Annotated in this window: 17 protein-coding genes; 15 read left to right on the top strand and 2 right to left on the bottom strand. The window is 50.7% G+C overall.

Going from position 1 to position 22,259, the window contains the following annotated elements; translation table 11 throughout:
* The 7 genes from tssI to JW499_RS07405 all read left to right on the top strand — a co-directional run.
* Positions 1-1,832 (top strand): type VI secretion system tip protein TssI/VgrG (gene tssI, locus JW499_RS07435; RefSeq protein ID WP_205210007.1); only part of this gene is annotated, 1,832 nt, incomplete at its 5' end.
* Complete coding sequence (locus JW499_RS07430) at positions 1,825-4,038, top strand: phospholipase D-like domain-containing protein (RefSeq protein ID WP_205210006.1); 2,214 nt, start codon at positions 1,825-1,827, stop codon at positions 4,036-4,038. The genes tssI and JW499_RS07430, both read left to right, overlap by 8 nt.
* Before the next feature lie 56 nt (positions 4,039-4,094).
* Complete coding sequence (locus JW499_RS07425; protein ID WP_205210005.1) at positions 4,095-4,904, top strand: tetratricopeptide repeat protein; 810 nt, start codon at positions 4,095-4,097, stop codon at positions 4,902-4,904.
* Positions 4,905-4,918: 14 nt separating this feature from the next.
* On the top strand, positions 4,919-5,605 hold the full coding sequence (locus JW499_RS07420; RefSeq protein WP_205210004.1) for a tetratricopeptide repeat protein: 687 nt from the start codon (positions 4,919-4,921) through the stop codon (positions 5,603-5,605).
* A 312-nt stretch (positions 5,606-5,917) separates the two neighbouring features.
* Entirely contained in the window at positions 5,918-6,739 is an 822-nt protein-coding gene (locus JW499_RS07415; RefSeq protein ID WP_205210003.1) for a tetratricopeptide repeat protein, read from the top strand.
* 114 nt (positions 6,740-6,853) lie between these two features.
* Entirely contained in the window at positions 6,854-7,666 is an 813-nt protein-coding gene (locus JW499_RS07410) for a tetratricopeptide repeat protein (protein WP_232846274.1), read from the top strand.
* Between the two features lie 122 nt (positions 7,667-7,788).
* A complete protein-coding gene (locus JW499_RS07405) occupies positions 7,789-8,610 on the top strand; it encodes a hypothetical protein (RefSeq protein WP_205210001.1) in 822 nt (273 codons plus the stop codon).
* 401 nt (positions 8,611-9,011) lie between these two features.
* On the opposite strand, the gene JW499_RS07400 is transcribed toward JW499_RS07405, so the two are convergent.
* Entirely contained in the window at positions 9,012-9,611 is a 600-nt protein-coding gene (locus JW499_RS07400) for a phosphatase domain-containing putative toxin (RefSeq protein WP_205210000.1), read from the bottom strand.
* Between the two features lie 133 nt (positions 9,612-9,744).
* Here JW499_RS07400 and JW499_RS07395 point away from each other — a divergent pair, with 133 nt between their 5' ends.
* The 8 genes from JW499_RS07395 (at position 9,745) to rpsA (ending at position 20,537) form a co-directional block, all read left to right on the top strand.
* A complete protein-coding gene (locus tag JW499_RS07395; protein WP_205209999.1) occupies positions 9,745-11,511 on the top strand; it encodes a GGDEF domain-containing protein in 1,767 nt (588 codons plus the stop codon).
* Positions 11,512-11,713: 202 nt separating this feature from the next.
* Complete coding sequence (locus JW499_RS07390) at positions 11,714-12,337, top strand: NUDIX domain-containing protein (protein WP_205209998.1); 624 nt, start codon at positions 11,714-11,716, stop codon at positions 12,335-12,337.
* A gap of 37 nt (positions 12,338-12,374) precedes the next feature.
* Positions 12,375-12,815, top strand: a complete 441-nt coding sequence (locus JW499_RS07385) for a DUF1249 domain-containing protein (protein ID WP_205209997.1) — start codon at positions 12,375-12,377, stop codon at positions 12,813-12,815.
* The gene (locus tag JW499_RS07380; RefSeq protein ID WP_205209996.1) at positions 12,812-13,588 is read left to right on the top strand and encodes a phosphodiesterase; all 777 of its coding nucleotides are present in this window, start codon (positions 12,812-12,814) and stop codon (positions 13,586-13,588) included. The genes JW499_RS07385 and JW499_RS07380 overlap by 4 nt, the downstream gene beginning before the upstream one ends.
* 86 nt (positions 13,589-13,674) lie before the next feature.
* Entirely contained in the window at positions 13,675-14,319 is a 645-nt protein-coding gene (locus JW499_RS07375; RefSeq protein ID WP_205209995.1) for a YqiA/YcfP family alpha/beta fold hydrolase, read from the top strand.
* Positions 14,312-16,204, top strand: a complete 1,893-nt coding sequence (parE, locus tag JW499_RS07370; protein WP_205209994.1) for a DNA topoisomerase IV subunit B — start codon at positions 14,312-14,314, stop codon at positions 16,202-16,204. Before JW499_RS07375 ends, parE begins: the two co-directional genes overlap by 8 nt.
* Positions 16,205-16,264: 60 nt before the next feature.
* Positions 16,265-18,550 (top strand): DNA topoisomerase IV subunit A, encoded by a 2,286-nt coding sequence (parC, locus tag JW499_RS07365; RefSeq protein ID WP_205209993.1) that lies wholly within the window; start codon positions 16,265-16,267, stop codon positions 18,548-18,550.
* A 307-nt stretch (positions 18,551-18,857) separates the two neighbouring features.
* Positions 18,858-20,537 (top strand): 30S ribosomal protein S1, encoded by a 1,680-nt coding sequence (gene rpsA, locus JW499_RS07360; protein ID WP_205209992.1) that lies wholly within the window; start codon positions 18,858-18,860, stop codon positions 20,535-20,537.
* 66 nt (positions 20,538-20,603) lie between these two features.
* Here rpsA and JW499_RS07355 read toward each other — a convergent pair whose 3' ends face one another.
* Positions 20,604-22,241, bottom strand: a complete 1,638-nt coding sequence (locus JW499_RS07355; protein ID WP_205209991.1) for a methyl-accepting chemotaxis protein — start codon at positions 22,239-22,241, stop codon at positions 20,604-20,606.
* Positions 22,242-22,259: the final 18 nt, after the last annotated feature.

Here is a 22,259-nt window from a genome sequence, read left to right as displayed (position 1 = left end):
TCAGTGATACCTCCGGTTCCAATCCGGCCATCAGTGGTGATCCGCTACTGGACTGTTTTCACGACAGTCAGGGGGCGGTACGTGAACAGCATATCTTCAGCTTCAGTTACAGCGAATCGATTGTCCCTGGTAAAGTCACCCTGCGGGATTTTGATTTCAAAAAGCCCAACCTGAAGCTGGAATCGGCTAAATCCGGTGAACAGGACGTGCCGCTGGAAATCTATGATCATCCGGGCCGCTTTAGCGATTCAGGCCGGGGCAGTAATAACGCCCTGATTCGTTTAGAGTCCCTCAACCGTTACCGGCAAATGGCTAAGGGCAGTAGTGACGTTAACCGGATGACCCCGGGCTACAGTTTCGAACTCACCGGGCATGATCGGGATGCACTCAACAGTGAGTATCTGATTGCGCGGGTTGAGCATGAATGTTCTCAGCCACAGGTGCTGGAAGTGGGAGCCTCGACCGAGGGCAGTCAATACAGCAACAATTATCTCTGCGTTCCCTTCGAAGTGCCGTTCCGCCCCACAACCGATGTCAGATCTCCCCATGTGGAAGGCACCCAGACCGCGACGGTCACCGGTCCCGAAGGGGAGGAGATCTACACCGACGAGCATGGCCGCATTAAGGTTCAGTTCCACTGGGATCGCGAAGGCCAGGGCAATGAGACCAGCTCCTGCTGGATCCGGGTCAGTCAGTCCCATGCCGGGGGCAGTTTCGGCGGCATGTTTATCCCCCGTATTGGCGAAGAGGTGATTGTTGATTTCCTCGAAAGCGACCCGGACAAGCCGCTGGTGATTGGACGGGTGTATCACGGCCTTAACCGTCCGCCGTACAAACTGCCGGAACATAAAACCCGCAGCACCATTAAGACCAACTCCACCAAAGGGGGCGATGGTTTTAATGAGATCCGCTTTGAAGATAAAAAGGGTGAAGAGCAGGTCTTCTATCACGCTGAAAAAGATGTTGATCAGCGAACCAAAAACGATCACCGCAGCTGGCTGGGTAATGACCGGCATAAAATTGTCGAAGGCAAAGTTTACAGTGAATATCGCAGCGATGAGCACCACCTGACACAGGGCGATCAGTTTCAGCAGGTCAACAAAAACCAGCACATCACCATTGGTGAGTCTCAGTTCAGCGCTATCGCTGAGAAGCTGATGCAGTATGCTGGCAGCGAGATGCACTATAAGGCAGGCAACCAGATCATTATCGAGGTAGGCACCGAGCTCACTCTGAAAGCGGGTAGTGGCCTGATTAAACTTGATCCCGGCGGTGTCACCATTGTGGGTGCTGGTCTCAAACTCAATGAAGGCGGCAGCGGCGGCAGTGCCGTCAAAGCCGGTCCCATACAGCCCAACCGCCCGCTGGAAGCGGATAACAGCGTGGCTGGCTTTGTCTCCGATCCAAAGCAAGCCGAAATCATCCAGGCCCCTCTGCCCCTCGACTTCCTTGAGAAAAAAGATGAAGTGCGTTTTAAAATCGCCCCGGTGCCGGGCGCGAAGGGGTATGACGGCGTACCTTATAAACTTTATCGGGATGGAGCGTTAATTAGTGAAGGTTTAACCGGGCCTGGCGGGATGGTCTCTGCACACCATCAGGAAGGGGCTTCTCAATATGAGGTTGAGCTGTATAACGGTGCCCGAATTCAGTTTGATGTGCTGGAAAAATTCAGTGAGGGTGCTGAAGGCGAATTACAGAAGGCCTCCAACAGAGGTTTCAGGCGATTTGATGGGGCGGAGCATCCAGACGGCCTGAATGATCCGGATAAGTACCTGCGCCAGCAATATCAGGATGCAAAAGGAAAAACAGCGACAGGAGATGCCGATGACTAATATGGATATTCAACAGGCGGCAATTGAAGAACGGACTCTGCGCGGAACAGCAACACTAAACTGGTGGGCACAAAAAGAGAATAAATACGATCCCCGGCCGCACAGTGATATTAAGCCGTTAATAAATGGTGAAAGAGCCTTTGGCGCGGTTGAAGACGCAATAATACATGCTAAAAGCAGCATCGATATTATTAGCTGGGGGTTTGATCCCGCCATGCGGCTTAGCAGGCCTGAAAGTAAAGGGTTAAAAGGTAAGGAGATTGGCACACTGTTAGCGGAGAAAGCTAAACAGGGGGTTGAGGTTCGGGTACTGATCTGGAAGAACGCGCTGGCTAATTTTTTGGAAAATACAGTGGTGGGTGATGGGCTATTCAGTAGAGGAGGCACCATGGCCGGCTCAGGTATCATGTCGACCTCTTCCCCACACGATGCGTATCAGAATTTACTGGATGAACGGTTAGAGCTGATTGTGCTGCGTGATCGGTATAAACATCAGCGTGGTGGTACTAATAGCCAGAAAAATCTGGAACGGATTGAATTTAGTTTAGCGCACATTGAAGAGCAGTTGAATAAAGATCATGACTATGGTGGCACAGTACGCGGCAGTGGTGGCACATTTATGGATGCCGATGCTGAAATTTATACCCGCGATTGGTTTAAGCAGGTTCATAGCGGAGGCTTTCCTGGCGTCGAATTTAAAACCCGTGACTTCGATAAGAAACTCGAAGAGCTTGAATTTCACCAGGCGAGGCACCCATATTTAGGCATGTTTTTCGGCCATCGGGAAAAGCTGATGCTGCGCTTACTGTCGGATAAACTGTCGGGTAGAGATACCTCGTTAACATGGAAAATGGTTGGCGCGCTTGGATTCTTCCCCAGTCATCATCAGAAAATGGTGCTGACCGATTATATGCAGCCAGAAATCGCCCGGGGCTTTGTGATGGGGCATAACCTTCACCGCAATTATTGGGATACTGATGCCCATAACTTCGATGAACCCCGGCGGGACTGGGGGTTTGGTCCCTGGCAGGATATATCCACCGAGGTTAAAGGTCCTGTTCTGTGTGATCTGAACGAAAACTTTTGTACCGCCTGGGACAGGGAGTCTCATTTCTGGACCCGTTGGTGGGGAACTACGCTGGCTGACGTTCGTTCAGATATTACGTATAAAGATTTTTATAGTACGCAAAGGCAGGGGATGGCGCAGATTATCCGTACTCATCCTTATGATGGGCGTGGAAATAGCGGACAGGAAACCTCAATACTGGAAAGCTACAAAAACGCGATCAGTAACGCGACTGACTTTGTCTATACCGAAAATCAGTACTTCCGCTATCCTCAGCTTGCAAAGTGGATGAAGGATCAGGCCATACTACTGAAGAAACAAGGGGCTAAGCGTGAGCTTTATTGGTTTGTAGTGACGAATACTGTTAAGAATAGTTTTTATTCCAGTAGCACCTACGAGATGATGCATGAGGTAGGTCAGGAACAGCTGATGCCACAGGTTCAGCGTGACCGGATTTTTTTGTTAAAAGAGAAACGCCTCAGATTGAAGAGCTTAATGGCTAATCCGAGGCAGAGGTACCGGGACACAGGGTTGAGAAAAGAGATTCAGGATCTGGAGCAGGAGATCCGGTTGGATGCAGATGAACAGCAACGGTTGGAGCAGAGCGAAGCAGAGATCAACCGGATGGAAAAACTAGAGGAGATGGATGAAGAGGGGCAAGGCATGACCGTTGCCGAGCAGCAGGAATTGGAAGATCTTCGGAAAAAGCACGGATATGACACAATTAAACCTGAGCTGACTAACCCGCCGGGGCTGAATGTGGTTGTTGCGACCCTGGTTAGCTTTAAAAAGCCACCGCAAGGGAAGTGTAAATATAAAGATATCTATATTCACAGCAAGCTTCAGGTTGTGGATGACCACTACTTCCTGCTCAGTTCAGCCAATATTAATAAGCGTAGTTTAGAAACTGATAGTGAGTTGGGTGTTCATGCACCCAGGCCTGATATTGCAAAACAGTTTACCGATCATCTTTGGAATCTGCATGCGAAGAAGCGTGAAAGTAGCAGTAAATTGAATTTTGGTCATTGGGAAGAAACTGCAACAGAGAATTGGAAATTTAGAAATAAAGGGGAACCACTTACATGTTCACTCACCCGATTCTGGGATACCCAGACCCCCTACAGCAAGGCGCTGGACTAAACCGATGGTTACTACTGCCGCTTTTACTGATACTACTTTTAACCGGAGTCCCCGCTATGGCCTTTGAGTTTGAATGTGCCCGTCAGGCGGATTATCTGCCAGAACTGGATAAAGACGCCGATGAACTGTTTATGCAGGCCCGTCGAGCAGAAGTGACGCCAGGTAACACAGATGAGGAGAATATCAGTGGCCTCTATCAACTGGCGGCTGATAAAGGCCACTGGAAGGCGATGCACAACCTCAGCCGTCGATATCTGGATGGGATAGGAGTGCCAACCGACAGCGGCAAGGCATTGGATCTGACCGAAAAACTGATCGAAATGAATGTCCCCATCGGGTATTACAATATGGCGGTGCTGCTTGAACGAGGACGCGGCGTCCATCAGGACACTAAAGCCGCCTGGCAATATCTGCATAAGGCAGCGTCAATGGGCGAGCCCAATGCCTTGGTGCGACTTGGACAGCATTACGGCTATGATCTGCCAAGAGAAGATCAGGAGGATGATAAGGCCGCAGCTTATTATGCCTGTGCGGCACAACAGAGTAGCGCTATAGGATATAAAGAGTATGCGTCCTGGTTAAAAATAGTTGATAAGAATTACCCCAAAGCCGCTTACTATTATCTGCTGGCTGCTGGGGGTGGGGATTTACGGGCTTCCTTGTTTATTATGCAGGTATTTAGGGATGGTGAGCTAGGTTTTGAAAAAGATCCAGTTCTGGCCTCTAATCTTGAGAAAGTTTTAGATCGTATTGATAAAGATGCCCTCTATAAACTCCCTACTATAGCTGAGCGCTACCCGCTACCTTACCACCCAACACTGGGCCGTTATAACCCCGAAACCGATCAGAACGAGATGCCTGAATAAACGATGGATGAACGATGGATGAACGATTAACAGCAAGGATGCTGAAAACCTGCTTACTGGTTATTCTGCTACTAACCGAAGCTCCCGCCATAGCCTTTGAGTTTGAGTGTGCCCGTCAGGCTGACTATCTGCCACCACTGGATAAAGACGCCGATGAACTGTTTATGCAGGCCCGTCGAGCAGAAGTGACGCCAGGTAACACAGATGAGGAGAATATCAGTGGCCTCTATCAACTGGCGGCTGATAAAGGCCACTGGAAGGCGATGCACAACCTCAGCCGTCGATATCTGGATGGGATAGGAGTGCCAACCGACAGCGGCAAGGCATTGGATCTGACCGAAAAACTGATCGAAATGAATGTCCCCATCGGGTATTACAATATGGCGGTGCTGCTTGAACGAGGACGCGGCGTCCATCAGGACACTAAAGCCGCCTGGCAATATCTGCATAAGGCAGCGTCAATGGGCGAGCCCAATGCCTTGGTGCGAATTGGGCAGCATTATGGTTTTGATCTGCCAAAAGAGGATCAGGAGAATGAAAAGGCCGCAGCCTATTATGCCTGCGCGGCACAGCAAAATAGCGCGTTGGGTCAACATGAGTATGCGGATTGGCTTGAAATAGTTGATAAGAATTACCCCAAAGCCGCCTACTATTATCTGTTGGCTGCAGGGGGGGGGATCAACGTGCCGCTTTATTTATAAGTGGCGTATTTCTTGATGGCGAGATGGGCTTTGACAAAGATAAAGAATATGGAAAGAAACTGTACTCAGTTCGAGCTAGATTGAGAAAAGATCCTCTCTATAAGCTTCCTAATATAGCTGAGCGCTATCCCCTGCCCTACCATCCAACGCTGGGTCGTTATAACCCCGAAACCGACCAGAACGAGATGCCATAACCGGCTTAACGATGACAAGGACTGTCAGATTCCAATGACCTTAGCTAAATGCTTTTATCTTGCTGTTTTAACGATGACCCTGTGTGCCTGCAACAGCGAATCGCAAGGGAATAGTTCGATGACGGAAAAGAGTATCCCCAAAATAGAGCCATTTATTTGTGCTTTTGAAAAAGATCATCTACCTGAAGTTGATCCAGAGTTGGAAAAGCAGTATCAGGAGATCAGAGCCTATGAGAAAAAACAGCTGCCTAATAAAGATGAAGTGAATATCACCAACCAATATCAGCTGTTAGCCGACCAGGGTCACTGGAAAGCGGCTAGTCAGTTAGCCATGCGTTACCTGCATGGGCGTGGTGTAGAACAGAGTTATTTTAAAGCACTGGAGTGGTTTCAGTGGATGGCAGACCGGGATATCCCTCTGGGTTATTACAACCTGGCTGCTATGGCCGAGAAAGGTCTGGCACTCAAGGAAGATAAAGAAGGTGCGTGGCAGTACTATCATCGAGCAGCGCAGTTGGGAAGTCCTCAGGCGCAATATCGCTTGGGTGAGATTTATCTGTATCAGCGTCATGAGGATGCTGAAGGTGTGGCCTATCATCAGTGTGCGGCGAAACAAAATTACCGTGAGTCAGCCAATGCGCTGGCTGCATTCGCGAAAATTGTCGAAAAAAACTACCCTAAAGCTCTCTATTATTACCAGGCGGCGGCGGCGTTAGGTCGTATAGGTAGTATGCTGACTATGCATCAAACTTTCCGTGATGGTGATTTTGGCTACGATGTCGATAAAATAATGGCGGATAAGTATGACAAACTTTATGACCGGTTGGATAAAAATCCAGACCTGAAATTTCCAAATTTAAGTGAAATGCTGCCTCTTCCCTACCACCCAATACTGGGCCGTTATAACCCCGAAACCGATCAGAACGAGATGCCTGAGTAGGTTAAAAATGACAAGGAATGTCAGATTCAAATGAACTTAGTTAAATGCTTTTATCTTGCTGTTTTAACGATGACCCTGTGTGCCTGCAACAGCGAATCGCAAGGGAATAGTTCGATGACGGAAAAGAGTATCCCCAAAATAGAGCCATTTGTTTGTGCTTTTGAAAAAGACCACCTGCCAGAATTAGATCCTGAACTGGATAAACAGTATAAAGAGCTACGTGCCTATGAGAAAAAACAGCTGCCTAATAAAGATGAAGTCAATACCACCAATAAGTATCAGCTATTAGCGGATCAGGGCCACTGGAAAGCGGCCAGTCAGTTAGCGACCCGCTATCTATACGGTAAAGGGGCAGAACAAAGCTACTTTAAAGCGGTGGAGTGGTTTCAGTGGATGGCAGACCGGGATATTCCGCTGGGGTATTACAACTTAGCGGTCATGGCCGAGAAAGGTCTGGCGCTGAAACAGGATAAAGAGGGTGCCTGGAAGTATTATCACCGGGCGGCTCAGTTGGGCAGCCCTCAGGCGCAATATCGATTAGGTGAGATATATCTTTATAAGCGAAAAGAAGACTCGAAGGGTATTTCATACCATAAATGTGCCTTGGCGCAGGGGTATAGCGAGTCTGGTCATTCTTTAGGTGATTTTGGCTTAGTTGAAGATAATTTCCCTAAAGCCCTCTATTATTACCAAGCGGCGGCGGCGTTAGGTCGTACAGGAAGTATGCTCACTCTAGATGGAGTTTTTCGTGATGGTGATTTTGGCTATGAAATTAATGAGCATCTAGCAGATTGCTATTACAGCTATCTGGGACGGTTAAGAAAGAATCCTGATCTGAAGTTCCCTAACCTGAACGAGCTCTGTCCCCTCCCTCCTCACCCGGAACAGGGATTGTATAACCCCGAAACCGACCAGAACGAGCAGTAGCTTGTTTCAGACCCCGGTTTTATTTGTTAAGCCTGAGCAGGAATCAGGCTAACTGTTTTTAAATGCAAACTGTGACTTAACTCGGAGGAAAAGAGTAAGTCCTTAACTTCAAGGAAGAATAAATGAAATCAAGTGTCACCATTCTATTACTCAGCTCGTTGTTAGTCTCTGGCCCGACTGCAGCCGCTGAAGATCTGACTGTAAATCTGAAAATTAATGGTCAAACGTTCAGCAATTATTTTTCGAAAGGTTACCACGGCTATTGGCGCGATGATAAGCCGGTGCGCATAAGGTACTTTCCTTTTCCGGATATAAACTACGGAATGGTTGTGTGGAATGCAGGGAAAAACTATATCAGTAAGTCGATTGAAACGCCGAAATATGAAAATGATCTGGAAACATTCTGGATGGATATGGAGATTAATATAGATATTCGTTCGTATGGCGATTTTGAAACGTTCACCGTTGATGGTATAGACCTGATAAAAGTGAGTTATCAGTATGCTATTTCAAACCCGGGATGGTCTATGAATAAGATAGGCATGCTTCCTGGTTTTGATGGGTGTGCCATAGTCTCTAAAGAGATTGGCATCCGGTCGATTGATGTAGTGGGCGCTGAACTATATGAAAAATATAGTAATACGCCTCGTAAAGTTGCGTTCACTAACCCCATGCTCAAGTTTTATGGTGCAAGAGGAAATAGTATAAAAGCGAGCCTTGATCGCATGCGCCCCTATACGAATAGCACCGTTGCTCTGGCAGTTCTGCCAAAGAGTCAGTGCGGCTTTTCAATAGAAGACGTTGCCATTTCGTTATCTCATCAACCCTTGCCCAACAGTACGCTGATGCCAGCGTTAAAGGTTGTTGAGTATACAGATGATTATCCGTTTAAATTTCCAGGCGAAGCTGTTGAGTTAATCGATCTGCAAACGTTGCTAGAGTGATAACGGGCTGATTTTGGTTCATCGCGCTTCACCGGGACAGGATCTCCACCGTGGTAAAGATTAGTGGAGTTGCATCCTACAGCGTCAGGGCTGACTTATTGCCCCTGAAACGGGCTCCCAGCCTTGTGTAGAAGTCCCTTTAGCATGCCCTTTGGTTAAAGCATAGAAGAAAAATCACCCTTGAAAAAGGCCTGCTGCAGGGGCGGTGAGGCGTCGGATGTTATAATTCCTTCCTCTGTGCTCTCGGTGTCCTCTGTGGTGAGTATAAAAAATCGCCCTTGGAAAGGGCTCCTACACAAGATAGCTTTGCAGAGATTTATGGCGCGCCTACTGGTTGGAAAGCCGCTTAACCGGAAAGACACCAGCGTTTTTTATACTCATCCCCATAATACGGAATGAACCTAATTTTTTGACAGAGGGATGCTGGAGGACTTGGCTTCTAAGAGTCCTCTCATCCGCTCGACATCCAGTCCTTTAATCAGCTCCACCAGATTGGGAAAAATGGCAGCGTGATAGCCGTAGCCACCGTTGATCATCTCATCCAGTGCCTGCTGTTTGCTCCAGCCCTGTTCGATAATCCGGTAAGTCGCTACCACGGTGCCGGTGCGGTCAGATCCGTGCCAGCAGTGCACCAGTAGCGGTCCCTTGCTGTTTCTGATAATTCTCAGGGCTTCAATCAACTGATCTTCGGTGACTTTGCCGGTGCGCAGCTTCAGCTGATGGAGTGTTAGCGGGGTTTCGCCAGCTTCATCGTCATCGTTATGAAACTCTCTCAGGTTGAGCACCTCTTTGATGCCGAACGCCGCTATTTGGGGGAAGGCTTCGTCGCCAGGTTGTTCGGAGCGGTAAAGGTGATTATCAACACGGTAGAAATTGTCCAGTTCTGAGCCGATAACCGGTGTGGCCCAGACGTCGGGACGCAGCCGGGTTTCTGCATGGCTTATCGTGCTGAGTGCGAGCAGCAGAACGGTATAAAGTGCGGGAGTAATGAAGCGAGTCATGGTGAAATCCTTTTCTTGTGAAAGCTGACTGTATCGTAACCGGAAAGGTTATAAAACCCTCGGTGCTGTCATCTTGTTGTCATGCCAACTTAATAAGCTGTGGGTATTAACCTTAATCGCCTACAGACCCAAGATGACCGTTTCGCAGATTATACCTGATCGTTATGCCCAGCTTAATGAATTGATTGAAACCGAGCAGCTGTATCCCCATTTTCAGCCGATTGTCGATCTTCGGCGGGGTGAAGTATTGGGTCATGAGGCGCTGATTCGCGGGCCGGAAGGCAGTGAGCTGCATACGCCAGAGATGCTTTTTAATACTGCTATCGGGGCTGGACAGGAACATCGGCTGGAGCTGTTGTGTCGCCGACTGTCTCTGGAGGCTTTTGCCCGGCTATCACTGGAGGGGAAGCTGTTTCTCAATATCAGCGCGTCACTTCTGGGAACCCCGGATCATCAGCAAGGGTTGACGGCGCAATGGCTCGAATCCCTTGAAATTCCTCTGGATTCTATTGTTATCGAGATTTCAGAGCAGCACCCATTTGATAATTATGGACTTACCCTTGAAGCGATTAATTATTACAAACGCATGGGGTTTAAAGTGGCTGTTGATGATCTGGGGACCGGCTATTCAGGCCTCAAACTCTGGTCAGAGTTGCAGCCGGATTACGTGAAAATTGATCGTCATTTTATTCATAATGTTGACCGTGAACCGGTTAAACGTCAGTTTGTAAAGTCGATCTGCAGTATTGCTAACGGTGTCGGCTCCAAGGTGATTGTTGAAGGGGTGGAAACCCGTTCAGAGCTGGTCACTCTGAAGGAGCTGGGTGCGAATATTGGCCAGGGGTTTTATCTGGGGCGGCCAACCCAGACACCCAGAATGCTCTGTAACAGTGATGAGTGGTTGCCCCGTAAACGGCGGGCTGGCAGTGAAAAGGATATGGCGGAAACGGCCGCGGTGCTGATTCATCCGGCGCCTGCATTGAGTTTCGATGATCAGATGGGGTATACCGCTAAACTGTTCCGGGAAAACCCGCTGTACGATATTCTGGCGGTGCTTGAGGAGGGCCGGCCGATCGGGACTGTACACCGGTCTGATCTGCTGGAGCTGTTCTCCACACAGTATGGCCGGGCGCTGTATGAGAACCGTCCTGTTACCCGTATTCTGGATACCAGGGCGATCATTATTGAATCGGACACCAGTCTGGAGCAGGTTTCCCGTCTGATAACCGAGCAGGATGCGGTCTATCTGCATCAGGGGCTGGTGATTACCAAAGATGGCCATTATCAGGGCATTGGTAACGTTCGGGATCTGTTGAAAAGGATCACGGAACTGAAAATCCGCAATGCCCGGTATGCCAACCCGCTGACGCTGCTGCCGGGCAATGTACCGATCAATCGGGAGATCGATGGGCTGCTGAAACAGACCGAGAGCTTTCGGGTGGCCTATTTTGATATCAACTATTTTAAGCCCTTCAACGATAGCTACGGCTATGTTAAAGGCGACCGGTTGATACAGTTGCTGGGTGAGTTGCTTACCAATAATGCCAATGGAGAGAACTTTACCGGCCATATTGGGGGAGATGATTTTGTTGTGGTGTTCCGTACCGATGACTGGAAAGAGCGCTGCGAAAGGATTCTGCTGCAGTTTGACCAGGCCATAAGGGAATTTTATAGTCCAAAAGACCTTGAACAGGGAGGAATCTGGGCGTCCAGCCGTACCGGGGATTCGGTGTTTTATCCAGTTCTCAGCCTCTCCTGTGGTGTCGTCTATCCCGACCCCTATCGTTGTGTCAGTTATCATGAGGTCGCGGAACTCGCCGCCCAGGCCAAAAAAGAGGCGAAAAAACGGGAGGGCAGTTATCTGTTTGTCTCCCGCCGTCGTAAATTACGCCTCAGCTGATTCGGCCCTCTCCCCGGTTGGGAGACCGTCTGACTGTCGGCTTCAGGTAGCCCTTGTCTTTATTCATCCAGCGTCTCCTGAATTCTGAGCCGGCCCAGCCCCTGAACCTTCCTAAAATACGCTTCAGACATGCTATATTGTCGCCCTGTCAACAGATCAGCATCTGTTACTCACATCGAGAGTCTGAATCCGGAGTTCTGATATGGCCCACTGGCAACCAAGATTTACCGCGGCGGATGCGGCGATTATTCAGCAGCAGCGCACCTGCGATGGCTTTTTCAAGATTAATCGCTTAACGATCCGCCACTCACTGTTTGAAGGGGGAGAGATTGAGATTGTGCGTGAGCAGTTTCAGCGGGGTGATGCGGTTTGTGTATTGCTTTTTGACCCGGATAAAGAGAGCGTTGTGCTGGTGGAACAGTTTCGTGTCGGTGCGCTGGGTAAAGCTGATAGTCCCTGGTTGCTGGAGTTGGTGGCGGGGATTGTTGAGCCGGGCGAGACGCCTGCCGACGTCGCCCTGCGGGAAGCTCAGGAGGAAGCGGGTGCGGTGATTTACGATATTGTCCCGATCACCCGTTATCTGCCCAGTGCCGGTGGCAGTGATGAATATGTTGACCTGTTGTGTGCCCGGGTCGATAGCGCCGGGGTGGGAGGTGTTCACGGTCTGGCTGATGAGGGTGAGGATATTCTGGTTCATGTGCTACCCTTTGCTGAGGTATGTGAATTGGTTGCAAACGGTACTATTGATAATGCTGCCACCATAATTGCGGTACAATGGTTACAGCTGAATCGGCAGAGATTGTTACAGCGCTGGGGTTGTGTGTAAGGCGGCTTCTGAGTATGCGTTCTGAGTGTTGGAGAAGATGAAAAAACGTTATATCCCTGACCTGGTAAAGCAGATGGCCGATTGTGAGGCCAACTATCTGCGCCTGATGCGGCTGATGCCGGATCTTGAACAGTGCGATGAGCGCGAGTTTGAGGTTCACTGGCATCAGCAGCAGAGCATCGTTCGCCTGCGGGTTGAGGAGCGTTTTACCTACACCACCACGGTTCTGGTGTCACAAAGTTTCGATAGCAGCTGGCTGGAGGCCCCCAGTCTGGTAGTGCGGATGTATCATGATGCCCGGGCCGCTGAGGTGATCTGTCTGAAAAGCCGGCGGCATTTTCGCGGGGTTTACAGCTACCCGAATGAGCGGATGCATCAGAAAGATGAAAAGGCACAGCTGAATCAATATCTGGGAGAGTGGCTCAGCCACTGTCTGACCCACGGTCAGGCCGCCGAACCGGTTTATAGTTTCTCATGATCCCGCTGGTTGTCGCACAGATTACCGATTTTCACCTGCAGAATGATCCTGATCAGGATTATCGAGGTTTCAATGTTGAGCAGCATCTGGACCGGGTGGTTGATGATCTGCTGTTACAGACGCCCGCGGTGGATATGATTATCTGCAGCGGTGATCTGGTACATCATGGCGGACCCGAAGGCTATCAGCGCCTGAGTCGGCGACTCGCCAGGCTACCGGTGCCGAGCTACTGGATTCCGGGAAATCACGATGCTGCTCAGCTAATGCTTGAATCTGGTGATCAGCAGGGTGGACAGCTGAACCAGCGCACCGTTGTCGCGCAGGGGTGGGTGATCATCCTGCTGGACAGCACCGCAAACCCTGACGGTCAGGGCAGTGGCAGTTTGTCATCGACCGAGCTGGTTTTTCTTGAACAGCAGTTGCAACAGTATTCTACCCATCACTGCCTGGTGGTCCTGCACCATAATCCGCTGCCGGTTGGGAGTGACTGGCAGGACCGGATTATGCTGGCTAATGCTAACCAGTTCTGGGCTGTTCTGGGGCAACATCGTAGCGTCAGGGCGGTGATTAATGGTCATGTCCATCAGGCATCTGATCAACTATACGGCAAGGTCCGGGTGCTCATGACCCCAGCAACTTCGGTGCAGTTTAAAGCGGGCTGTCAACAGATGGTTCTGGAGGATGATCCGGTGCTGCGGCAACCCGCATACCGCTTGTTGACGCTTCACCGGGATGGTCTGATAGAGACCTCGATCAAAAGAGTCGCGGGTTAAGGTTGCATCCCCCGGCGCTCTCCGGTACTTTACCGAAAACATGTATATATATACAGATAAAATAGCAGCAGTTAAAAAGGTTATTGATGGCACAGCCACTGTTTCTCTATATTCACGGTTTCAACAGTTCACCCGAGTCGTTTAAGGCGCGGGTTTTTGTTGACTGGATGACTGCTGAGGGGAAGGCTGATCAGGTGATTGTTCCTGCGCTGCCCCACTGGCCTGCTCAGGCTATCAGTTTACTTGAACAACTGATCGAAACCCATCGGGATCGCTCCATCACCCTGATCGGCAGTTCACTGGGGGGGTATTACAGCACCTGGCTGGGTGAGAAATATAATTTGCGTGCGGTACTGATCAATCCCGCCGTGCGGCCGTTTGAACTGCTGGAAGCGATGCTGGGGGAACAGGGTAACTATTACAGTGATGAACGATATGAGCTGACCCCTGAGCATCTGCAGCAGTTGTTACAGATTAACTGTCACAGTGTAAAAGAGCCTTCACGTTATCTGTTGCTGACCCAGACCGGGGATGAAACCCTGGATTACCGGGAGGCGGTAGAAAAGTTCAGGGACTCACCGATGCTGGTACAGCGGGGTGGTTCCCACGGTTTTGACCAATTTGAATCTGTTATACCGGCGATACTGGCATTTGCCGAAGGCCGGGTTGAGTTGCCTGCTGTCACTGACCTGACAGCCGGGCGGATAAGGACTGAAACTTCCGATGAGTAACACCTATAACTCTGATGCAATTGAGGTACTGAGCGGGCTGGACCCGGTGCGGCGCCGTCCCGGTATGTACACCGAGACCGACCGGCCAAACCACCTGGCTCAGGAAGTGATCGATAACAGTGTCGATGAAGCGTTGGCGGGCCATGCGACGCAACTGGATGTCACCCTGCATAAAGATGGCGCGATCAGCGTCAGGGATAACGGCCGGGGGATGCCGGTAGATATCCACCCGGAAGAAGGGGTCAGTGGCGTCGAGCTGATCCTCACCCGGCTGCATGCCGGAGGTAAGTTTTCCAACGAGAACTACAACTACTCCGGTGGTTTGCATGGAGTAGGTGTGTCGGTGGTAAATGCACTGTCTAAATTGCTGGAAGTGACCATCCGTCGCGGGGGTAATGTTTACCGGATGACCTATGCAGATGGCGAGAAGGTATCCGATCTGGAGATCGTGGACAGCTGTGGTCAGCGCAACACCGGCACCGAGGTGCGCTTTTTAGCCGATCCGCAGTATTTTGATACCCCCAAATATCATCTGACCAAACTGCGCCATATGTTGCGCGCCAAAGCGGTACTCTGCTCAGGTTTGCGGGTCACCTTTACGGATGCTACCGGTGCTACAAAAGAAAAAGATGAGTGGTACTACGAAGATGGTCTGGTGGACTATCTCAAAGGCACGACTCAGGTCTATGAAACCCTGCCGGAAGCGCCATTTACGGTCTCCTTTCAGGGGGAGATCGACGCGATGGATGTGGCGTTGCAGTGGTTGCCTGAAGGGGGGGACCTGACCTGTGAAAGCTACGTTAACCTGATTCCCACTGCTCAGGGTGGCACCCATGTTAATGGTCTGCGAACCGGTCTGCTGGAAGCGATGCGGGAGTTCTGTGAGTTCCGTAATCTGCTGCCCCGGGGGGTAAAAATCTCCGCCGAAGATATCTGGGAGCGTTGCTGCTATGTGCTCTCTGCGAAGATGCAGGACCCGCAGTTCTCGGGGCAGACCAAAGAACGGCTCTCATCCCGTCATATCGCCAGTTTTATCTCCGGGGCAACCAAAGATGCTTTCAGTCTCTGGCTTAACCGTCATGTAGAAGATGGCGAGAAGCTGGCGGAGCTGGTGATCAGCAATGCCCAGAAACGGTTGCGGTCGAATAAAAAGGTGATTCGTAAGAAGGTGACCTCGGGACCTGCGCTGCCGGGTAAGCTGGCGGACTGTACCGGTAATGACGCGATGCAGGGCGAACTGTTTCTGGTGGAGGGTGACTCAGCGGGTGGTTCAGCCAAGCAGGCGCGGGACCGGGAATATCAGGCGGTGATGCCGCTGCGCGGTAAAATTCTGAATACCTGGGAAGTGGAACCCGGCGATGTGCTGGCCTCTCAGGAGGTGCATCATATCTCCATTGCGATAGGCGTCGAACCGGGGTCGGATAACTTTGATGGCTTGCGTTATGGCAAGATCTGTATCCTCGCGGATGCAGACTCGGATGGCCTGCATATCGCCACTCTGCTGTGTGCGTTGTTTGTACGCCACTTCAAACCGCTGGTGGCCGCCGGACACGTCTATGTGGCGATGCCGCCACTGTATCGTATCGATGTCGCTAAAGATGTGTTTTATGCCCTGGATGATAATGAGAAAGACAGCATTGTTGAGCGCATCAGGGCGGAGCGTAAGAACGCCAGGATTGGCGTACAGCGCTTCAAGGGTCTGGGTGAGATGAACCCACTGCAGCTGCGTGAAACCACTATGTCACGGGATACCCGCCGGCTGGTTCAGCTAACCATTGAGCCGGGCGATGGCACCAACGATGTGATGGATATGTTGTTGGCGAAGAAGCGTTCGCCGGACCGGAAAGAGTGGCTGGAAAGCAAGGGTAATCTGGCGGATATTTAAGCCGCTACCTGTCAGTTAATGATCGCGCGAACAATGAGTTTATAAGCTCCGGGACAGAAAATGAGCGGAACAGTACATATCGATGAAGGCATTGAACGCCTGTCACTGAAAGAATATACCGAGAAGGCGTATCTGGATTATTCCATGTACGTCATCCTTGACCGGGCGCTGCCGAATATCGGCGATGGCCTGAAGCCGGTTCAGCGCCGTATCGTGTATGCGATGTCGGAGCTGGGGCTGAAATCGACGGCGAAGTATAAAAAATCGGCGCGTACCGTGGGTGACGTGCTGGGTAAATTCCATCCTCACGGCGATAGTGCCTGCTATGAAGCGATGGTGCTGATGGCGCAGCCATTCTCCTATCGCTACCCACTGATCGACGGTCAGGGTAACTGGGGTTCCCCCGATGATCCTAAGTCTTTTGCCGCGATGCGTTATACTGAGTCCAAACTGGCAAGGTACGCCGAGGTGTTGCTCAAAGAGGTGGGTCAGGGGACGGTCGAGTGGGGGCCAAACTTTGATGGTACCCTTGAAGAACCGATGACCCTGCCTGCCCGACTGCCCAATATTCTGTTGAACGGCACCACCGGGATCGCGGTGGGTATGGCGACCGATATCCCGCCCCATAACCTGCGGGAGGTCACCGAGGCCTGTATCAAGCTGCTGTCCAGACCAGGGATGAGCATCGAAGAGCTGTGCGAGATAGTGCCGGGGCCGGATATGCCCACCGATGCTGAACTGATAACCCCGCGCCACGAACTGCAGAAGATGTATGAAACCGGCAAGGGCAGCCTGCGTGCCCGTGCTGTTTACAGCCGCGAACAGGGCGATATTGTGATTACTGCGCTGCCCTATCAGGTGTCCGGGGCGAAAGTGCTGGAGCAGATCGCTCAGCAGATGCAGCAGAAAAAATTACCGATGGTGTCTGATCTGCGGGACGAGTCTGACCATGAAAATCCGACCCGTCTGGTGATCGTGCCGCGCTCCAACCGCATCGATGTTGAACAGCTGATGGCGCATCTGTTTGCCAGTACCGATCTTGAACGCACCTACCGCGTTAACATGAATATGATCGGTATTGATGGCCGCCCCAAGGTGAAAAACCTCCGGGAGATCCTTACCGAGTGGCTGGTGTATCGTACTGAAACGGTGCGTCGCCGGCTGCAATTCCGCCTGGATAAGGTGCTGGCCCGGCTGCATATTCTTGAAGGTCTGATGGTCGCTTATCTCAATATTGATGAAGTGATTGAGATCATCCGTACTGAAGAGAAACCGAAGCTGGTGATGGTTGAGCGTTTTGGTATCACCGAGATTCAGGCGGAAGCGATTCTTGAGATCCGGCTGCGTCAGTTGGCCAAACTGGAAGAGATTAAGATCCGTGGCGAGATCGATGAGCTGACCGAAGAGCGGAACTATCTTGAAGAGATTCTTGGCTCTGAAAAGCTGATGCGCAAGCTGATCCGTGATGAGCTGAAAGCTGATGCCAAAGAGTATGGCGATGATCGCCGTTCACCCATCGTTGCCCGGGAAGAGGCAAAAGTGATGGATGAGAAAGCCCTGTTGACCGCTGAACCGATCACCGCGGTAATCTCTAAACAGGGCTGGATTCGTTCCGCCAAAGGTCACGATATCGACCCTGAGGGATTGAGTTATAAATCCGGCGATGGCTTTAAACTGGCATGTCTGGGGCGGATGAATCAGCCGATCATCCTCATGGACAGTACCGGACGGGCCTACTCCCTTGAGGCGCATACCCTGCCATCCGCGCGGGGTCAGGGTGAACCCATTACCGGTAAGCTGACACTGCCGAAAGGGGCGACCATTGATGGCGCTATCGCGGGCAAAGATGGTGATGCGGTGTTGCTGGCGTCGGATGCCGGTTACGGCTTCGTAACTAAAATTGCCGATATGACCAGTAAAACCCGCACCGGTAAGGCTGCCCTGACGTTGCCGAAAGGCGCAAAAATAATGCCGCCGATGCCGCTGAAAAATAAAGAAACCGATCTGCTGGTGGCTGTGACCAATGAGGGGCGGATGCTGGTCTTCCCGGTTAAGGATCTGCCGGAGCTGGGTCGCGGTAAAGGCAATAAGATTATCAATATCCCCTCCGCCCGGGCGGCCTCAAGAGATGAGCTGCTGGTAGCGTTGGTGACGCTGTCAGCCGAGGATACACTGCAGGTTAACTCTGGTCGTCAGCATCTGAAGATGAAGCCTTCCGATCTGGAACACTATCGCGGTGAACGGGGGCGTCGGGGTAACAAACTGCCTCGCGGCTATCAGCGGGTCGATTCCCTCGATGTGATTGTTAAAGCCTCAGCTGAAGAGCCAGCTTCCGACGCAGAATAGTGTCACTGATATGGGTAAAAGAGTGATCTTTGGTCACTCTTTTTTTTAACTTTTACCCTCTGCATCGGGCGTCAGGTGAATGTTTTAGTCCCGGGTGACTGAAAAATAGCCACTCAGAGCGCGCAATTGCTTCCTTCTTGAACAAGTTATCTGTAAAATACCGCGCCTGACACTCTCCCGAATGGTTGTTTTTTAGTCAGTATTTGCAACCGCTCAGGATAATTAAACTGCCCTGTATCAACTGACAATACAGGTATTACCCCCCGCGAACATGCGCCTGAATCGTGTTCGCTGTATAGGAAAAAGCATGACCGAAAGCTTTGCTGACTTATTTGAAGAATCCCTTGAACTCGTTGCAATGGTACCTGGTACCCTGGTTATGGGTGAAGTTATCGACATCGATAGTGACTGGGTTACCGTAAACGCTGGACTGAAGTCTGAGGCAGTTATTGCCCGCAGCCAGTTCCTTAATGATGCCCAGGAACTTGAAGTTCAGGTGGGTGACATGGTTAAGGTTACTCTGGAAAGCGTTGAAGATGGTTCCGGTGAAACACGCCTGTCCCGTGAGAAAGCGAAGCGCGCTGAATCCTGGGGTGTTCTGGAAACTGCATTCGAAGCTGAAGAAACTGTTAAAGGTTACATCAGCGGTACTGTTAAGGGTGGCTTCACCGTTACCGTTAACAAGATCAATGGCTTCCTGCCAGGTTCACTGGTAGATGTGCGTCCGGTTAAGAACGTTGACCACCTGATGGGTCAGGAACTGGAATTCAAACTGATCAAGCTGGACCAGAAACGTGACAACATCGTTGTTTCCCGTCGTGCTGTTCTGCAAGAAGCTAACAGTGCGCAGCGTGATGAGCTGCTGAGTACCCTGGAAGAGGGTCAGCAGGTTAAAGGTTATGTTAAGAACCTGACCAACTACGGTGCATTCGTAGATCTGGGCGGTGTTGACGGCCTGCTGCACATCACTGATATGGCCTGGAAGCGTATCTCTCATCCTAGCGATATGCTGACACCGGGTGATGAGATCACTGTACAGATCATCAAGTTTGATAAAGAGACTAACCGTCTGTCTCTGGGTCTGAAGCAGCTGAACGAAGATCCATGGTCTTCTATCCTGGCGCGTTTCCCTGCTGGCACTAAGGTTCCTGCTCGTGTAACTAACCTGACTGACTACGGCTGCTTCGCGTCTATCGAAGATGGCGTTGAAGGTCTGATCCACGTGTCTGAAATGTCCTGGACTAACAAGAACATCCACCCATCTAAAGTTGTTCAGGTGAACGACGAAGTTGAGGTTATGGTTCTTGATGTTGATGAGAAGCGTCGTCGTATCTCTCTGGGTATGAAACAGTGCATCGCTAACCCATGGTCTACTTTCGCTGAGCAGTTTGCTGCGGGCGACAAAGTTACCGGTACTATCAAGACTATCACTGACTTCGGTATCTTCGTGGGTCTGGATAACGATCTGGACGGTCTGGTTCACATGTCTGACATCTCCTGGGATGCGGATAGCGAAACTGCGCTGCGTGAATACAAGAAGGGCGAAGAGGTTGAAGCCGTTATCCTGTCTATCGATGCTGAGAAAGAGCGTATCTCTCTGGGTATCAAGCAGCTGGAAAGCGATCCGTTCTCTGAGTATGCTGCTGCAAACGACAAAAACGCTATCGTTAAGGGTATCGTTAAGTCTGTAGACGCTAAAGGCGCGAACATTGAGCTGGCTGAAGGCATTGAAGGTTACCTGAAAGTGTCTGATATCAGCATCGATCGCATCGAAGATGCTTCGACTGTCCTGAAAGTAGGCGACGAAGTGGAAGCGAAGATCGTTAATCTGGATCGTCGTAATCGTTCTATCACTCTGTCTGTTAAGGCTAAAGACCAGGCAGATGAGAAAGCGGCTATCAAAGCTGTGGCTGATGCGCCGGTTGAGACTGCTGGTCCTACCACTATCGGTGACCTGATCAAGGCACAGATGGAAGCGAAGAAGTAATACTTCTTTAAGCGATAAAAAAAGGAGCGCTGATGCGCTCCTTTTTTTTACCCTGCCGTTGGCTTGTCAGACGGTGAAACGTTCCGAAATCTCTTTCAGATGTTCAGCCAGCCGTGCCAGCTCTTCGCAGGTCTGAGCGATCTGATTGGAGCCTTCTGCGCTGTCAGTTGATACACCGTTTATCTTAACCACACTCTGGTTGATCTCTTCAGAAACCAGGCTCTGCTCTTCCGAGGCGCTGGCAATCTGAATGGTCATCGCGTTGATTTGTTCAACCGCTGCAGTGATCTCATTTAAAGACTTTCCGGCTGTCAGGGTTTGCTGAACCACAGTGTCAGCTTCGGTGCTGCTGGCCTGCATCGCATTAACGGCGGCTTTGGTTCCTGACTGTAAGCGCTCGATCACCTGGGCGATCTGCTGTGTTGATTCAGCTGTTCGGCTGGACAGCGATCTGACCTCATCGGCAACCACTGCAAATCCCCGTCCCTGCTCGCCTGCGCGCGCCGCTTCGATTGCAGCATTAAGAGCCAGCAAATTGGTTTGTTCAGCAATGTTGTTGATCACTTCCAGTATGTTGGCGATGTTAGTGCTTTCAGCCTCCAGAGTATGAGTCAGTTCAGCAGACTTGGCTAATCGTTCTGAGAGGGTTTGTACTGCAGTGATGGTTGCATCAACGATCTGTTTTCCGGACTCTGCGGCTTGTGCTGCCTGCGAGGATGCCGAAGCGGCGTCCTGAGTGTTCTTGGCGACTTCATGGACCGTCGCGGTCATCTCGGTCATAGCGGATGCAACCAGTGAGGTTTCATCCTGCTGTTGCTCCATTCCGCGACTTGTTTGAGCCGTGGTGGCGGATAGCTCGGTGGCCGAGCTGGCAACCTGTGATGTTGCGGCGGTGAGCTCCATAATAAGGTCGTGAAAGCTGGCCATCATCTCATTAAATGCCTGCCCCATGGTGCCGAATTCATCAGTGTTTTGTATCTCTGAGCGAAGTGTCAGGTCTTTAGTCTCGGCGGTTCTGGAGATGACAGCGGTGAGTGCTTTAACCGGGTCAATGATTGATTTGGCAATCAGTGCTGATACGACTCCCATAATGATCAGAACTATCGCCAGGATCTCTACTTCCTGCCAGAGCACATGCCAGAACTCTTCATCGATATCGTGGGTAAATACGCCGGTGCATATTATCCAGTTCCATTGAGGGTGAAGGCGTGCAAAGGAGATTTTCCTTTGTGGTTCCGAGAGGTCAGGGTGAGGCCACAGATATTCGACAAAGCCTCCCGTGCGGTTCTGTGTTGCGGCTTTAACTAACTCCTGCATAAACGGCGTGCCGTTATTATCTTTCATATCCGCGACGCTGCTACCTTCAAGCTTCTTATTAGTTGGGTGCATTAGCATTTTGGACTGAGTATTGAGAACAAAGAAATACTCATCTTCACCATAACGCAGGCTCCGGATTGACTCCAGAGCGCTTTGTTTGGCCGCTTCCTCAGACTTTTTTCCCGACTCAACCATTTTCTGTTGATGGTCAATTAATGAGTAGGCGGCGCCGGTAAGGTTTTCCATCTCCATTTTTCTCTGATCAAGAAGGTCCCCTTGAAGTTTTAACAGGGAGAGCGTAACAATCATGATCAGGCTGATAATGGCGATTGCAACCAATAGCAAGAGCTTTGACCGGACGCTGATGCTCCGAAGTAGTTGATTCATGCATATACTCCTTCCATA

Source organism: Amphritea pacifica (genome assembly GCF_016924145.1).
Classification (GTDB): Bacteria; Pseudomonadota; Gammaproteobacteria; order Pseudomonadales; family Balneatricaceae; genus Amphritea; species Amphritea pacifica.
Note: the sequence above shows the minus strand (reverse complement) of the source record. Positions and strands in the feature narration are given on the sequence as shown.

Coding starts and splice junctions, on each gene's coding strand:
- JW499_RS07425 (WP_205210005.1), top strand. CDS start 4,095: ATGGCCTTTGAGTTTGAATGTGCCCGTCAGGCGGATTATCTGCCAGAA.
- rpsA (WP_205209992.1), top strand. CDS start 18,858: ATGACCGAAAGCTTTGCTGACTTATTTGAAGAATCCCTTGAACTCGTT.
- JW499_RS07400 (WP_205210000.1), bottom strand. CDS start 9,611: ATGACTCGCTTCATTACTCCCGCACTTTATACCGTTCTGCTGCTCGCA.
- JW499_RS07375 (WP_205209995.1), top strand. CDS start 13,675: ATGGCACAGCCACTGTTTCTCTATATTCACGGTTTCAACAGTTCACCC.
- JW499_RS07380 (WP_205209996.1), top strand. CDS start 12,812: ATGATCCCGCTGGTTGTCGCACAGATTACCGATTTTCACCTGCAGAAT.
- parC (WP_205209993.1), top strand. CDS start 16,265: ATGAGCGGAACAGTACATATCGATGAAGGCATTGAACGCCTGTCACTG.
- JW499_RS07430 (WP_205210006.1), top strand. CDS start 1,825: ATGACTAATATGGATATTCAACAGGCGGCAATTGAAGAACGGACTCTG.
- JW499_RS07395 (WP_205209999.1), top strand. CDS start 9,745: ATGACCGTTTCGCAGATTATACCTGATCGTTATGCCCAGCTTAATGAA.
- JW499_RS07390 (WP_205209998.1), top strand. CDS start 11,714: ATGGCCCACTGGCAACCAAGATTTACCGCGGCGGATGCGGCGATTATT.
- JW499_RS07415 (WP_205210003.1), top strand. CDS start 5,918: ATGACGGAAAAGAGTATCCCCAAAATAGAGCCATTTATTTGTGCTTTT.
- JW499_RS07355 (WP_205209991.1), bottom strand. CDS start 22,241: ATGAATCAACTACTTCGGAGCATCAGCGTCCGGTCAAAGCTCTTGCTA.
- JW499_RS07410 (WP_232846274.1), top strand. CDS start 6,854: ATGACGGAAAAGAGTATCCCCAAAATAGAGCCATTTGTTTGTGCTTTT.
- JW499_RS07405 (WP_205210001.1), top strand. CDS start 7,789: ATGAAATCAAGTGTCACCATTCTATTACTCAGCTCGTTGTTAGTCTCT.
- parE (WP_205209994.1), top strand. CDS start 14,312: ATGAGTAACACCTATAACTCTGATGCAATTGAGGTACTGAGCGGGCTG.
- JW499_RS07420 (WP_205210004.1), top strand. CDS start 4,919: ATGGATGAACGATTAACAGCAAGGATGCTGAAAACCTGCTTACTGGTT.
- JW499_RS07385 (WP_205209997.1), top strand. CDS start 12,375: ATGAAAAAACGTTATATCCCTGACCTGGTAAAGCAGATGGCCGATTGT.